General features: G+C 70.1%; 14 protein-coding genes. 6 read left to right on the top strand and 8 right to left on the bottom strand.

What is annotated here, in order from left to right; all coding sequences use genetic code 11:
• Positions 1–38: 38 nt before the first annotated feature.
• The 4 genes from CEG14_RS22035 to CEG14_RS22020 form a co-directional block, all read right to left on the bottom strand.
• Positions 39–1,037, bottom strand: a complete 999-nt coding sequence (locus CEG14_RS22035) for a Bug family tripartite tricarboxylate transporter substrate binding protein (RefSeq protein ID WP_094828538.1) — start codon at positions 1,035–1,037, stop codon at positions 39–41.
• Positions 1,038–1,088: 51 nt separating this feature from the next.
• A complete protein-coding gene (locus CEG14_RS22030) occupies positions 1,089–2,117 on the bottom strand; it encodes an NAD(P)-dependent oxidoreductase (protein ID WP_094828537.1) in 1,029 nt (342 codons plus the stop codon).
• Positions 2,118–2,131: 14 nt separating this feature from the next.
• A complete protein-coding gene (locus CEG14_RS22025) occupies positions 2,132–2,800 on the bottom strand; it encodes an RraA family protein (RefSeq protein ID WP_094828536.1) in 669 nt (222 codons plus the stop codon).
• Positions 2,801–2,921: 121 nt separating this feature from the next.
• A complete protein-coding gene (locus CEG14_RS22020; RefSeq protein ID WP_094828535.1) occupies positions 2,922–3,821 on the bottom strand; it encodes a LysR family transcriptional regulator in 900 nt (299 codons plus the stop codon).
• A 137-nt stretch (positions 3,822–3,958) separates the two neighbouring features.
• Here CEG14_RS22020 and CEG14_RS22015 point away from each other — a divergent pair, with 137 nt between their 5' ends.
• The gene (locus CEG14_RS22015; RefSeq protein ID WP_094828534.1) at positions 3,959–5,125 is read left to right on the top strand and encodes an alpha-hydroxy acid oxidase; all 1,167 of its coding nucleotides are present in this window, start codon (positions 3,959–3,961) and stop codon (positions 5,123–5,125) included.
• A 146-nt stretch (positions 5,126–5,271) separates the two neighbouring features.
• Here the strand turns inward: CEG14_RS22015 and CEG14_RS22010 are convergent, their stop codons facing one another.
• From CEG14_RS22010 to CEG14_RS22000, 3 genes are all read right to left on the bottom strand, one after another.
• A complete protein-coding gene (locus CEG14_RS22010; RefSeq protein ID WP_373454224.1) occupies positions 5,272–6,417 on the bottom strand; it encodes a porin in 1,146 nt (381 codons plus the stop codon).
• A 284-nt stretch (positions 6,418–6,701) separates the two neighbouring features.
• Positions 6,702–7,028 (bottom strand): DUF4148 domain-containing protein, encoded by a 327-nt coding sequence (locus CEG14_RS22005; protein ID WP_094828533.1) that lies wholly within the window; start codon positions 7,026–7,028, stop codon positions 6,702–6,704.
• Positions 7,029–7,082: 54 nt separating this feature from the next.
• Positions 7,083–8,069 (bottom strand): LysR family transcriptional regulator, encoded by a 987-nt coding sequence (locus CEG14_RS22000; protein ID WP_094828532.1) that lies wholly within the window; start codon positions 8,067–8,069, stop codon positions 7,083–7,085.
• Between the two features lie 338 nt (positions 8,070–8,407).
• Here CEG14_RS22000 and CEG14_RS21995 point away from each other — a divergent pair, with 338 nt between their 5' ends.
• Together CEG14_RS21995 and CEG14_RS21990 are read left to right on the top strand one after the other, a co-directional pair.
• Positions 8,408–9,109 (top strand): heavy metal response regulator transcription factor, encoded by a 702-nt coding sequence (locus CEG14_RS21995; RefSeq protein ID WP_094828531.1) that lies wholly within the window; start codon positions 8,408–8,410, stop codon positions 9,107–9,109.
• Positions 9,106–10,482, top strand: coding sequence for a heavy metal sensor histidine kinase (locus CEG14_RS21990; protein WP_255032123.1), 1,377 nt, complete (start codon positions 9,106–9,108; stop codon positions 10,480–10,482). The genes CEG14_RS21995 and CEG14_RS21990 overlap by 4 nt, the downstream gene beginning before the upstream one ends.
• 92 nt (positions 10,483–10,574) lie before the next feature.
• On the opposite strand, the gene CEG14_RS21985 is transcribed toward CEG14_RS21990, so the two are convergent.
• Positions 10,575–10,766, bottom strand: coding sequence for a hypothetical protein (locus tag CEG14_RS21985; protein ID WP_094828530.1), 192 nt, complete (start codon positions 10,764–10,766; stop codon positions 10,575–10,577).
• Between the two features lie 390 nt (positions 10,767–11,156).
• Here CEG14_RS21985 and CEG14_RS21980 point away from each other — a divergent pair, with 390 nt between their 5' ends.
• The 3 genes from CEG14_RS21980 (at position 11,157) to CEG14_RS21970 (ending at position 14,644) form a co-directional block, all read left to right on the top strand.
• Entirely contained in the window at positions 11,157–12,494 is a 1,338-nt protein-coding gene (locus tag CEG14_RS21980; RefSeq protein ID WP_094828529.1) for an APC family permease, read from the top strand.
• Between the two features lie 41 nt (positions 12,495–12,535).
• Positions 12,536–13,345 (top strand): class I SAM-dependent methyltransferase, encoded by an 810-nt coding sequence (locus tag CEG14_RS21975; RefSeq protein ID WP_094828528.1) that lies wholly within the window; start codon positions 12,536–12,538, stop codon positions 13,343–13,345.
• A gap of 171 nt (positions 13,346–13,516) precedes the next feature.
• Positions 13,517–14,644: a metallophosphoesterase gene (locus tag CEG14_RS21970; RefSeq protein WP_094828527.1), complete on the top strand. Its 1,128-nt coding sequence runs from the start codon at positions 13,517–13,519 to the stop codon at positions 14,642–14,644.
• Positions 14,645–14,649 lie beyond the last annotated feature (5 nt).

Below are 14,649 nucleotides of genomic sequence, written 5' to 3'. Positions count from 1 at the left end.
GGCTTGCGGCCGGGCCCCTGCACGGCAAAGCCGCGATCCTACTTGTCGATCCACGGCGCCTGCTGCCACAGCTTGCGGAAGGTGGCCTCGCCCGCCTCCAGCTCGCGCGCATAGTCGGCGGGCGCCAGGTAGCGCACCGGGGCGTACATCTCGCGCGCCTTGGCCTGGAAGGCGGGATCCTTCATGGTCTGGTCGAGCGCGGCCACCAGCTTGTCGCGCACCGGCGCCGGCAGGCCCTTGGGCGCGGCGATGCCGCGCAACGAGGCCAGCTCGATGTCGAAGCCCTGCTCCTTGAAGGTAGGCACGTCGGGCAGCAGCGGCGAGCGCGTCGCGCCCATCTGGCCCAGGAAGCGCAGCGGCGTGCCGCCCTTCTGGTATTGCAGCACCTCGCCCACGTTGATCGCGCCGATCATGATCTCGCCGCCGGCCACCGCGCCGCGCACTTCGCCCGCGCCCTTGTACGGCACGTGGGTGAGCTTGGCGCCAGAGGCGCGCTCGAACTGCAGCATGGCCAGGTGATCGTCGGAGCCGGTGCCGGTGGTGCCCACCGTGGCGGCCGCCGGCTTGGACTTGGCGTAGGTCGACAGCTCCGCCAGCGTCTTGACCGGATTGGACTCGAGCACCGCGAACGCGCCCGGATCGTCGACCACGTTGCCGATCAGGTCGAAGCTCTTCCACGTGAACGCGGTCTTGCGCTCGATCGGAATGGTGAGCAGGTTGGGGGTGTTGATGAAGCCGATGGTATAGCCGTCGGGCTGGGCGCGCGCCAGCTCGGCAAAGCCGATCGCGCCGCCTGCGCCGGGGCGGTTGAGCACGACGATGCGGCTGTCGCTGCCCAGGTATTTCTGCAGGAACGGCGCCATCATGCGCGCCAGCAGGTCGGTGCCGCCGCCGGGGCCGTACGACACGATGAAGTTGATCGGATGCTCGGGATAGCCGGCGGCCTGGGCCGTGCCGCCCATGCCGGTGAGCGCGGCCATCAGGGTGACGCCGGCCAGCAGGCGCGCGTAGCCGCGCCGCAGGGTGGGTTGCTGCATGGTATGTCTCCTGGGGGATGGCGGCCTGGGGCCGCTCGTGTTGTGGATCGTTCAGGCCGCGCGCCGCAGGCGCTCGAGCGCGCGCGGCCAGACCTCGGGGTTGACGAGGCGCGGCGGGCGTTCGCCGCGCAACATCATCAGCAATTGTTCGGCCGAGCCCTGCGCCACGTTGCGGCGCGCCTCGTGCGTGACGCCGGCGGTGTGGAAGGTGCCGACCACGTTGGGCCGCTGCAGCAGCGGCGCGTCGTTGCCGGGCGGCTCCTGCAGCCACACGTCCAGGCCGGCGCCCGCCAGATGGCCCGCGGCCAGCGCGGCCTCGAGCGCGGCCTCGTCGTGGATGCCGCCGCGCGCGGTCGAGAGAAACACCGCGCCGGGTTTCATGGCCGCGTATTCGCGCGCGCCGATCATGCCGCGCGTGCCCGCATCGAGCGGGCAGTGCAGCGACACCACGTCGCTCTGGGCGAGCAGGGCGTCGAGCGTCACCGGCTCGGCGCCGCGTGCACGGATGGTGGCCGACTCGAGCAGCGGGTCGTAGGCGCACACGCGCATGCCGAAGCCCTGCGCGATGCGCGCCACGCGCGTGCCGATCTCCCCGATGCCCACCAGCCCGATGCAGGTGCCGCGGATCTCATGGCCCATCAGCGATTCGCGCGTGTAGCCCTGGCCCGTGCGCAGTTGCTGATGCGACTCGACCACGCGGCGTTGCACGGCCAACAGCAGCGCGAAGGTCAGCTCGGCCACCGAGTCGCCGTTCATGCCGGCCTGGTTCACCACCGGCACGCCGGCCGCGGTGCAGGCGGCCACGTCGATGGTGTCGTAGCCCGCGCCCGAGGACGAGACGCACAGCAGGCCGGGGCACTCGCGCAGCAGCTCGGCCGAGACCCACAGCGGCCGCGGCAGCTCGTCCTTGGCGGCGTGCACGTGATAGGCGCTGGCCTCGCGCAGGCCGGCCAGCGTGACGGCGGGGTCGCCGTGGGCGGGCAGCACGCGCAGGCGGGCGTGGCCGGCCTGTTGCACGCGTTCGTCGAAGATCGGGTGCACCCACAGGTCCAGGCGCGCGAGAATGGGGAGTTGGCTCATGGTGCGGATCCGGTTCAGAGGGCGCCCTTGGCCTTGAGGCTGGCGTCGACCCACGAGCGATCGAGCGTGCCTGCCGCGATCTGCGCCAGGATGCTGGCCTCGCTGGCGGCGATCGCGCGCACCTTCTCGGCGATCGCTGCGGCCTCGTCGGCGCGGATCGCCAGCAGGCCGTCGGCATCGCCCACGATCAGGTCGCCGGGCAGCACCACCATGCCGTCGATGCTCACCGGCACATTGATCTCGCCCGGGCCGTCCTTGTAGGGGCCGCGATGGGCGGCCGCGCGCGCATAGACGGGGAAGTCGGCCGCGCCGATGACCTCGGTGTCGCGGATCGCGCCGTCGATGATGATGCCGGCCAGGCCGCGCCTGGCGCCCCAGCCCGTCATGATTTCGCCGATGATGGCGTTGCGCGTGTCGCCGCCCGCGTCCACCACGATCACGTCGCCGGGCTGCGCGCTGTCGAGCGCCTTGTGCACCATCAGGTTGTCGCCAGGGCGGGTGCGCACGGTGAAGGCGCGGCCGAGGATGCGGCGCGTACGATGATACGGGCGCAGCGCCGTGGTGCCGGTCGTGCGGCTCATCACGTCGCTGATGTTGGCGACCGCGAAATCCTGGTATTGGCGCAGTACCTCGTCGCTGACGCCGTCGGCGCGGGGCAGGATGGCGAAACCGTGGGTGGGCATGTTGCGTTGTCTCCGATGGCTGTTATGAGCCCACTGTACGAAACGCCGAGTCGGAAATAAAGCGATAAATTTTCCCGCCGATGCTTTGCTTTTTGGAAAGCGTCGGCGGCGCCTGCCGGCCTCACACCAGGCAGCTCGGCGCGTGGAAATCGATCAGCTTCGCGGCCAGCTTGCGCATGTCGTCGAGCATCGGCCGGGTGTCGTCGCGGCGCCGCTGGAAGGTGTATTGCAGCGGATTGAGCGGCGGGAAGTCGGCCAGCATGACCAGGTCGCCGCGCCGGCACAGCACCTCGGCCCAGGCCGTCGGCAGGAAGCCCACGCCCAGCCCCTGGCGGATCATGCCGGCCACCGCGCCCCAGCTGTTGCAGTTCATCGCACGGCCCGGCGCCACGTGGTGCGCGGCCAGCCAGTCATCGAGGATGCGGATCACGCCGGAGTTCTGCGGCAGCGTCACCAGCGTCATGTCGGCCAGCTGCGCGGGCCGCACGCGCTGGCGCCGGCCGAGCGCGCGCGGCGCGGCGACCCAGCCGAACTCGGCCTGGCCGATGCGGCTCGAGGCCACGGCCGGCCGCGAGGAGGGGCCGGCGATGATGGCGAAGTCCAGCTCGCCGTTCTCCAGCCCGTCCTCGACCAGCTGGCCCACGCCGGCAAAGGGTTCGACCAGGAGATTGGGATGCGCCTGCTGGATCGCCTCGATCAGGCGCGGCATCCACGTCAGCGAGGTGAGCTCGCCCACGCCGAAGCGGCAGCGCCCGGCGTAGCTGAGCTGCGTGCCGGCCTGCTGCAGGAATTGATCGGCGCCGCGCAGCAGCTCGCGCGCGTGCGGCAGCAGATGCTCGCCCAGCGGCGTGAGGCTGGCGCTGCGCGCGCTGCGGTTGAACAGCGCGGCCCCGAGCGAGGCCTCCAGTTCGCCGATGCGCTTGGACAGCGACGACACCGAAATGCTGAGCCGGTTGGCCGCGACCGCGAAGTTGCGGCAGGTGGCGGCCCAGTAGAACGCTTCGAGTTGCTTCAGAGTCATGGCGCGCCCAAGGATTCGAAAAAGCGAATAAAAATATAGCAATAAATTCGCTTTATCCGATCTGAACGCGGCGACTATAGTCGGCGCCGAGACGGCCCGCAGGACGGGCCGCCACCGCCACGAGGAGACCTGCCCCCATGTCACGCCTGCTGAGCCGCATTCTCAGCCTCGACGATTTCGAGATCCACGCGCGCCGCAAACTGCCCGGTCCGCTCTACGCCTACGTGTCCGGCGCGGTCGAGGAGGGCGTGTCGGCGCGGGCCAACCGCGCGGCCTATGCGCGCTGGGGCTTCCGGCCGCGCGTGCTGGTCGACGTGTCGCAACGCGACACCCGCGTGCGGCTGCTCGGCCAGGACTACGCGGCGCCGGTCGGCATCGCGCCGATGGGCCTGTCGGCCATGACGGCCTATCGCGGCGACGTCGTCCAGGCGCGTGCGGCGGCGCAGGCGCGGCTGCCCTGCATCATGAGCGGCTCGTCGGTGATCCGGCTCGAGGAGGTGATGGCGGCCGCGCCCCAGACCTGGTTCCAGGCCTATCTGCCGGGCGATCCCGCGAAGATCACCGCGCTGATCGACCGGGTCGAGGCGGCCGGCGTGCAGACCCTGGTGCTCACGGTGGACACGCCGGTGGCGGCCAACCGCGAGAACAACGTGCGTGCCGGTTTCTCCACGCCGCTGCGACCCAGCCTGCGGCTGGGCTGGCAGGGCGTGAGCCATCCCGCCTGGCTGTTCGGCACCTTCCTGCGCACGCTGGCGCGCCACGGCATGCCGCACTTCGAGAACAACTACGCCACGCGCGGCGCGCCGGTGATGTCGCGCAACGTGTTGCGCGATTTCTCCGACCGGGGCCATTTGAACTGGAGCCACGTGGCCGAGATCCGGCGCCGTTGGCGCGGGCCGATGGTCATCAAGGGCATCCTGCACGTCGAGGACGCGCTGCGCGCCCGCGCCGCCGGCATCGACGGCATCATCGTGTCCAATCACGGCGGGCGCCAGCTCGACGGCGCGCTGCCGCCGCTCGATGCGCTGCCCGCGATCGCCGAGGCGGTGGGCCACGACATCGACGTGATGCTCGACAGCGGCATCCGGCGCGGCACCGACGTGCTCAAGGCGCTCGCGCTGGGCGCGCGCGCGGTGTTCGTCGGCCGGCCGATCAACTATGCCGGCGCGGTGGCCGGCGAGGCCGGCGTGGCGCATGCGCTGCGCCTGATCACCGACGAGGTGAGCCGCGATCTCGCCCTGCTCGGCGTGACCTCGCTGGCGCAGCTCACGCCCGAGGTGCTGGCGCCGCTCGCGCCGGCCTGAGCCCGGCATGCGAGCGGGCCGCCCCGAGGGGGCGGCCCGACCCTTCCGGCGTGGCGCCTGCCGCGCTGCCCTTCGCGGCGTCAGGTGTCATTCCCGCTGAAGCGGTGCATCGCGGCAATCACGGCCCGGCACGGCGCGGCGCACGCTCAGAACCGGTGGCGGATGCCGGCGACCACGGTGCGGTTGCTGGCGTCGCGGTTGAACGCGTAGTTGTCGCCGTACGAGGTGTAGGCGTAGAGGTTGGTGCGCTGCGACAGGTTGTGCATGACGCCGATGCTGTAGACGTTCATCGTCGCATCGTCGCCGGTGAGGCTGTCGTTGTTGGGATCGGCGCGCTGCCAGGACGCGAGCAGCGAGGTCTGGCCGAACGGCACGGTCACGCCCAGCAGCGTCGAGTTCACCTTGAAGCCATCGGCCAGCGAGAAAGTGCCGAGGTCGGTGAAGCCGCCGTCGTCGGGCGAGGTCCCCATGGTCTGGCCGATGAACCAGCCGTCGCGCGTCTGGCCCCAGGCCAGCGCAAGCTTCGCCACCTCGAAGTCATAGGTGCCGCCCAGGATCAGCGACTGGATGCGCGCATCCGACTTGCCGCCCACCGCATCGTTGGTCGGGTTGAAGCGGTCATAGGCGGCGGCCAGGTAGAGCGGGCCGCTGCTGTAGCGCAGCGCGGTGGTGAGCAGCCGGTTGTTGTCGCCGGTGCCGAAGCCGGTCTGCTGGCCGTTGTTGGCGGTGCGCGTGTCGTCGGCGTTGAACGAGTAGCCCAGGCCGAACTGGAAGCCGCCATACGTGGGCGATTGATACAGCACCAGGTTGTCCAGCCGCATGGTGTTGGCCGCGCTGAAGGTGGTGCCGATATTGGCGGTGCGCCACGAGGTGCCGAAGGGGCTGACCGAATCGCCGATCCAGGTGGAGGCGAGGTTGGTCTGGCGGCCCACTTCGAGCGTGCCCCAGCCGTCGTTCTGCAGGCCCACGGTGGCGCGGCGCCCGAACAGGCGCCCGCCCTGGCCCGACTCGCCGTTGCTGGCATTGAAGCCCGCCTCCAGCGTGAAGATCGCGCGCGTGCCGTCGCCCAGGTCTTCCACGCCGCGCACGCCGAAGCGGCTGCCGCTGTTGACGCCGTCGACCATGCCGGTGCTGCTGCGCGAGAAGCCGTTGGGACCGTCGACGCGCTCGTAGCCCACGCCCACGTCCACGATGCCGTACAGCGTGACTGAACTCGTGCTCTGCGCCTGCGATGGCGCGGCGGCAGAGAGGGCCGCGGCGCCGAGCATGGCGCCGCAAAGATGCTTCTTCATTGATGCTTCTCCGTTAGGGATCGCGCCACGATGGCGCGGTCCGCCGATTGCGTTGCGATGCCCCGCGCCGCGTGGCGCGAGGCATGGCCGCAGTATCCGGAATCGGCGGCATGCGATGAAGAGGCATTCGTGCCGAGAGATCGTCATCAATGGCGCGCGCCGAGCGCGATGGTTGCGCGCGCATCAAAAAAAAAGGCCTCGCGACAGGAGGGTCGCGAGGCCGCAGGCTACGGCGCGCTTGCGCGGCCGCATTGGGAACACAGACGTTATACGCGCGCCGTGTGTCAGCTGCGTGGCACGCCGGCGCCCGGTTGGGCGACGGCGTTGCGGCCGGTCAGTTGCAGGTAGTGTTCATACATCGCCTCGTAGGCCGGGCTGTCCATCTCGGGCGTGTCTTCGCCGTTCCATTCCTGGCCCAGGCCCGATGCCTTCCAGGCCTGCAGGTCGCGCTCCACCTCGGCGCGCGTGATCGCCTTCTTGGCGTTGCTCCCATAGGCCTGCGCCTGCGCGGCCTGGGGCGCGGCAGGGCTGTTCTGTGCGTGCGCAACGATGGCGAATGCGCTGCTCAGCAGCACGGCGGCGGTAATGCGTTGGATCGAAAGGGCTTTCATGTGAACCTCCTCGGAGTCGGTTTGAGACAGGGCCGGTGAGGTGCGGACACACACTCAAGCCGTCCATGCCTGCATTCTGGACTCGCGCTGCTGTCCGGCCCGTGACGGCATTCCGACATTCGTGTCAGCAAGGCGCGGCAAGGCGGGTGCGACGTCGTTGCGCGTGTGCGCGATCAAGGCATCGACGAAAGCGCGTGCACGCGCCGGCGGCGTGCGGCTGCCGAACATGGCATAGAGCGCGATCGGCGCCAGCGTCCAATCGTCGAGCACCGGCACGAGCGCGTCGTTGCGCGGGTCGTCGGCCGGCAGCGCCGCGATGCCCATGCCCGCGGCCGCGAAGCGGCGCGTCATCTCGAGATCGTGCGCATGCAGGCGGCCCTGCGGGTCGAGCGTCATGCGGCGGCCGTCGCGCTCCAGCACCCATGCGGCAAGCTCTCTGCACTGGGTGGCGATCAGGCACTGGTGCGTTTCCAGTTCTTCGGGACGGGCGGGCCGGCCGTGTTGCGACAGATAGGCGGGCGATGCGTAGAGGCGGAACGGGAAGAAGCCGATGCGGCGCGCGATCAGGTCGGAGTCGGCCTGGGTGCCCCAGCGCAGCGCCACGTCGAATTCGCGCGCGCCTTCCCAGCCGCGGTCGTGCGCGTAGTCGCAGCGCAGCCGCAGCTCCGGCCACGAGCGCGCGAATGCGCTGGCCATGGCGACGAAGCCGATGCCGTCGAGCGGATCGGGCAGCATCACCTTGAGCGTGCCGCGCGGGCGGATGCCCTCGTCGAGCAGCACGTCCTGCGCATCGATGGCCTGCTCGACCAGCATGCGGCAGCGGTCGTAATAGAGCTTGCCGGCCTCGGTGAGGGCGATGCTGCGGGTATTGCGCGACAGCAGCTCCACGCCCAGCCGCGATTCCAGCACGCGCAGCCGGCGCGATACGGTGGTGGCGGGTACGCCGATGAGCTCGGCGGTGCGGGAGATGTTGAGCCGTTTGGCGACCTCGACGAAGATGGCGATGTCGTTCAGGTTGAAGGCGGAGTCGGTGTGGGCCATTGCTCTACAATGTTCGGGTTGTCGCTGCGGCACGGCCCGCAACGCGGCCGCGGTGGTCACGCGGCGCCGTTGCAGACGACGGCAGAGGCAGGGCGCGTGTGTCGGCTCACTGTAGGGGGCAGGCGCTGTCAGGCCGGTGACGTATCCCTGACGGCATCCGGTCAGCCGGCTGACGCAAATGTCATGAAACCGCCGCGCGGCCGCCCGGCTGACACGAATGTCAGCAAGCGGACAGCCGCCGGACAAGCGGGCGGCGATACATTGAGCGCCCCTCGCCTGCTTTCGTAGCGGCGCGCCCGCCTGGGCGCGTCAATCCTGGTTCCGCCTAGACATCCATCGTGCGCGTACTCGTCATCGAGGACGAAGAAAAAACGTCCTCCTACATTCTTCGCGGCCTGACCGAGCTGGGCTACACCGTCGACGTCGCCAACACCGGCACCGACGGCCTGCACCTGGCGCTCGAATTCGACTACGACGCGATCGTGCTCGACCTGATGCTGCCCGGCATGGACGGCTATGCGGTGCTCGAACAACTGCGCCGCACCAAGGCCACGCCGGTCATCATGCTGTCGGCGCGCGGCGCGGTCGATGACCGCGTCACCGGCCTGCGCAAGGGCGCCGACGACTATCTGCCCAAGCCCTTCTCGTTCACCGAGCTGGTGGCGCGCCTGCAGGCGCAGACCCGCCGCCGCAACGATGCCATGGAGGCCACCACGCTGCAGGTCGACGACCTGGTGATCGACCTGCTGGCGCGCAAGGCCACGCGCGCCGGTGCCCGGCTCGAACTCACCGCCAAGGAATTCGCGCTGCTCTCGCTGCTGGCGCGGCACCAGGGCGAGGTGCTGTCCAAGCTGATGATCGCGGAACAGGTGTGGGACATGAATTTCGACAGCGACGTGAACGTGGTCGAGGTCGCGGTCAAGCGGCTGCGCGCCAAGGTCGACGCGCCCTACGAGCACAAGCTGCTGCACACCGTGCGCGGCATGGGCTACGTGCTGGAGGCGCGCCGCGCCGCGGGCGGCAGCGAAACCGCAGCATGATGCGCCGCATTCCCATCGCCTGGCGCCTGGCCGTGATGTTCGCCATCACGGCCGCGGTCGTGTTCTCCGGCGTCGCCTTCTTCCTGTATTGCGTGCTGGCCGATTCGGTGAGCGGGCAGATCCGGGGCGAGCTGGCCTTCCATCATTCGCTGCTCGATCCCATGATCGAGAGCCGCCAGAGCGAGGAAGACTGGCAGATCGTGCATCGCAAGCTCGACGGCATGACGCCCGAGGGCGGCCGCGTGCGCTACTGGATTCAATCGGAGGATCCGCGCTTCTCCTACGGCCGCGCGCTGTTGGCCAAGGACGGCCGCCAGGTGATGCCGGGCCACGTGACCTTCGTCAAGGATGGCGAGCCGGCGCGCATCTGGTGCGTGCTGGCGCGCACCATGCCGGCGTCGGGCGAACGCCCCGAGGTCGACTTCGTGGTGGCGCTCGACGCCACCTCCTACCTGAACGCCAAGGAAAGCTTCACCCGCGTGATGAGCGTGGCCTCGGGCCTGGGCATCCTGCTGGTGGCCCTGCTGGGCTACTGGATCGCCAAGCTCGGCCTGCTGCCGGTGCGGCGCCTGAGCCGCGAGGCCAACGCGCTGCCGCCCAACGCGCCGCGCGTGCGCCTCGACGTGGAAGACCTGCCGCCCGAGATCCGCGAGCTGGCGCTGTCGTTCAACAACTCGCTGGCGCGGCGCGAATCGGCCTGGCTGCAGCTCGAGGGCTTCAACGCCGACGTGGCGCACGAACTGCGTACGCCGCTCACCAATCTGATCGGGCAGACGCAGGTGTCGCTGGCGCATCCCCGCCGGGTCGAGGAGCTGCAGGACCTGCTGGAGTCCAACCTCGAGGAGCTCGAACGCATGAGCAGCATCGTCAACGACATGCTGTTCCTGTCGAGCGCCGAGAACGGCAATCGCGCGGCCGAGCTGAGCGACTTCTCCCTGCACGTCGAGGCGCAGAAGACGGCCGAGTACCTGGAGGCCACCTTCGCGCAACGCGGCGTCAGCGTGGCGGTGCAGGGCGATGCGCAGGTCCATGCCGACCGGCGCCTGTTCCATCGCGCGCTCGCGAACCTGCTGTCGAACGGGGCGCGCTACGCCCGCGAGGGTTCGGAGGTGGTGGTGCGCATCGACGACGAAGGCGGCATGGCGCGCGTGTCGGTGTCGAATCTCGGCGAGCCGATTCCGGCGGCGCAGCAGGCCCGTCTGTTCGAGCGCTTCTATCGCGGCGACGCGGCCCGCACGCGCAGCGGCGTGCACCATGGGCTCGGCCTGTCCATCGTGCGCGCCATCGCGTCGATGCACGGCGGCACGGTGTTCGTGCACAGCGGGCCCGACGGCGTGAACACCTTCGGCTTCACGCTCGCGCGCACGAACTGAGCGCGCAGGCAGGGCAGGGCGGTGCGTGGCACTCGCCCAATGCAAACGGGCGCCTCGCGGCGCCCGTTTGCATTCGGGATCGGTGCTGCCCGTCAGCTCAGCAGATGCGCCATCGCGCTCAGGTCGCCCGACGCGATGGCGCGCCGGCGCTTGCGCGGATAGTAGGGCGCATGCGTGACGCCGGCGGGCCGCGGCGCGGTGCGCTCGGCCGCGGACGCAGACGCAGAAGACGTGGCCTGCGCGGGGCGGGATGCGGATTTCGGATTGCGGATCGGGCTGGACATGCGGATCTCCTTGGGCGTGGGCGCGCGTGGCGCGGCGGCGGGCGCCGCGGTCGGCGTCGCGTGTGGAGTTCTGACCGGGTTCCGGGGCGGCGGTTCAGTGCGGCAGCCGCCGTGGGCTGCACACAGTCCGCCGCCGTGGCGGCACGGCGGCGCCGGCGGCGGGGCGCGCGTCGTCATGCACGGATCCGGTGCGAGGGACAGGGGGGTTACAGCTTGATCCGCATGCCGCGTGGGCGCCGCGCGCCAGTTGTGGCAAGCTGTCGGCCATGAACCTGACAAATTCATGAATTATCCTTTCCGGCAGGCGTAACCGGCATCCGGCGCGTACCCGCGACGCCCCGCGTCGGGCCCGGCCCGATCCCCTCGATGCTTCACAACGACAAGGCGGCTATGAGCGTACAAGCGCAACCCCAGGCCCAGCTTTCGGTGTTCGATGCCGTCGTGATCACGGTCGGCCTGGTGGTCGGCGTGGGCATCTTCCGCACCCCCTCGATCGTGGCCGCCAACGTGGGTTCGGAATGGGCCTTCATCCTGGTGTGGGTCGCGGGCGGCCTGGTCACGCTGGTCGGGGCGCTCTGTTATGCCGAGCTGTCGGCCGCGCATCCGAACGCGGGCGGCGAATACCACTTCCTGTCGCGCGCCTATGGCCGTTCGGTGGCGATGATGTTCGGCTGGGCCCGCTGCACGGTGATCCAGACCGGCGCCATCGCCGCGGTCGCGTTCATGCTGGGCGACTATCTGTCGGAGCTGGCGCCGCTCGGGCCCTATGGGCCGGCCCTGTACGCGGCGCTGTCGGTCGTGCTGCTCACCGGCGTGAACGTGATCGGCACCACGCAGAGCAAGACGCTGCAGATCACCATCACCTTCATCGAGGTGGGCGCGGTGGTGGCCATCATTCTGTTCGGCCTGCTCGGCGACGGCGGCGAGCGTGCGGCGACGACGCCGATCGCGCCCGAGACCGCCGCGCTGGGTACCGCCATGATCTTCGTGCTGCTCACCTACGGCGGCTGGAACGAAGCGGCCTACCTCACCGGCGAGCTCGAGGACGCGCCGCGCAACATCGCCCGGGTGCTGGTGATGGGCACCGCCATCCTGGTGACGCTGTACGTGCTGGTGAACATCGCGCTCCTGTCCATCCTCGGGCTCGAGGGCCTGCGCGGCACCGATGCCGTGGCCACCGAGATGATGCGCGCGGTGACCGGCCCCTCCGGCGGCCTCATCGTGACGATGGCGATCGTGGTGGCGGCGCTGTCCACGCTGAACGCCACCATCTTCACCGGCGGCCGCGTGTTCTACGCCATGGCGCGCGACGTGCGTTTCATGCGCTGGGTCGGCGTGTGGGACGGGCGCGGGCGCACCCCGGCCAACGGCGTGATCGTGCAGGGCGTGATCGCGCTGGCGCTGGTCGGCCTGGGCACGATCACGCGCGACGGCTTCAAGGCGATGGTGGACTACACCGCGCCGGTGTTCTGGTTCTTCCTGCTGATGGTGGGCTTCGCCGTGTTCGTGCTGCGCTGGCGCCATCCCGGGCGCGCGCTGCCCTACAGGGTGCCGCTGTATCCGCTCACGCCCATCGTGTTCTGCGCCACCTGCGGCTACATGCTGTGGTCGAGCATCAAGTACACCGGCGTGGCCGGCCTGATCGGGCTCGCGGTGCTGGCGGCCGGCACGCCCATGTTGCTGTTCAAGGAAAAGGCGCCGTTGCCCGTGGCGGATGCCGCCGACTGATACCGCGGCGCCCGCGCCGCCCCTCAACCTGGAGTGTTTCGATGAAGATCCGACAATCGTTGGCCGTGGCCTGCCTGCTGGCCCTCGGCGCGGCGGCACAGGCGCAGGCGCAGTCCACCCCGTATCAGCCCACGGTGGGCCAGTCCGGCAAGGACGTGGTGTGGGTGCCCACGCCGCAGGAGCTGGTCGACCGCATGCTGGAGATGGCGCAGATCACGCCGCAGGACTATCTGGTGGACCTGGGCTCGGGCGACGGGCGCACCGTCATCACGGCGGCCCAGCGCGGCACCCGCGCGCACGGCGTGGAGTTCAATCCCGACATGGTCGAGCTGTCGAAGAACGCGGCGCGTGCTGCGCGCGTGGAGAAGACCGCCACCTTCGAGCAGGGCGACATCTTCAAGACCGACTTCTCCAAGGCCACCGTGGTCACGCTGTTCCTGCTGCCGGACCTGAACGTCAAGCTGCGGCCCATCCTGCTGCAGATGCCGCCGGGCACGCGCGTGGTGTCGAACTCCTTCACCATGGACACCTGGCGCCCGGACGAGACGGTGGACGTGACGCAGCAGGGCTGCAAGGCCTACTGCACCGCCTACAAGTGGATCGTGCCCGCGCGGGTCGAGGGCGCGTGGAAGGTGGACGGCAAGGATCTGGCGCTGTCGCAGCAATTCCAGATGCTCGAGGGCACGCTCACCGAAGGCGGCAAGGCCACGCCGATCAGCAATGCGCGCCTGGACGGCGCGAACATCGAGTTCACGGTGGCGCAGGCGCGCTATGTCGGCAAGGTCGAGGGCAATGCGATGAGCGGCACCATCGACGGCGGCGGCAGCTGGCGCGCAACGCGGGCACAATGAGCACCAGGCGGCCGGGCGCATCGCACCGGCCGCAATGACGGCGGCGCCCTGACGGGCCGCCACGGAGACGGACGCAGGGCGCCGCGCGCACCCTGCGTCCGTCTCGTTGATGGGGCGCGGTCTGGCGGGTCGCCGCGCCGGTTGTGGATTCATTCTCGGGAATTACGAAGCGTGTTTCATGTCGTCTCCGGCCTGATTGGCCTGTATCTGGTCTGGCGTTATGTGTGTCGCCTGCGCACGAGCGTGCCGGTGCGTGTGGTGTTGTCCGGGCTGCTCATGATGTTCATCCTGCATCACTGGCTCGTGAGCCGGCGCTTCGGTTCGATGGCTTCGCCCGAGATCCCGGGCGAGCTCATCATGGTGCTCGGCGCGGTGTTCGGCGGGCTGATCCTGTTTGCCTGCATGATGCTGCTGCGCGACCTCGTCGGCGCGCTCACGTGGCTGTTCTCGCGCAGCGCGGGCCGCCGCATCCTCGCCCGCACGGGCGTGGCGCACGGCTTGGCCGCGCTGTCGCTGGCGCTCGGCGTGATCGGGGTGTGGCAGGCGGTGAAGGTGCCCGAGGTGCGCGAGCTGGAGGTGCGCGTGGCGGGCCTGCCGGCGGCGTTCGAGGGCTACCGCATCGTGCATCTCACCGATCTGCACACGAGCCGGCTGCTGCAGGGCCCGTGGATGCGTGCCGTGGTCGACCGCGCCAACAGCCTGGACCCCGCGCTGATCGTGATCTCGGGCGACCTGGTCGACGGCACGCCGGAGGCGCGCGCCAATGACTTCCCGCCGCTGGCCGACCTGCGCGCCACGGATGGCGTGTACGGCGTGCCGGGCAATCACGAGTACTACGCGGCCTATGGCCAGTGGATGAACGTGTTCCGCGACCTCGGCATCCGCATGCTGGTCAACGAACATGCGGTGGTGCGCCGGGGCGACGGCGCGCTGGTGGTGGCCGGCGTGGCCGACCAGGTGGGGCCGACGCGCGGCGAGATCGGCCCGGACATCGGCCGTGCGCTGGCCGGCCGGCCCGACGGCGCGCCAGTGCTGCTGCTCGATCACCGGCCCGGCAACGCGCAGGCCAACCGCGCGGCGGGCGCCGACATCCAGCTGTCGGGCCACACCCATGGCGGGCACGCGCGCGGGCTCGACCTGATGGTGGCCGCCGCCAACTCGGGTTTCGTGTCGGGCCGCTACGCGGTCGACGGCATGACGCTCTACGTGAGCAATGGCGCGGGCCTGTGGCCCGGCTTCCCGATCCGGCTGGGCGTGCCGTCGGAGATCACCCGCATCACGCTGCGCGCCGCCTCCTGAGGCCG

Origin of the sequence: Bordetella genomosp. 1, assembly GCF_002261335.1 — a bacterium.
Taxonomy (GTDB): Bacteria; Pseudomonadota; Gammaproteobacteria; order Burkholderiales; family Burkholderiaceae_B; genus Bordetella.
The sequence above is the reverse complement of the archived record's forward strand: the minus strand, read 5'-3'. Positions and strand labels throughout refer to the sequence as shown.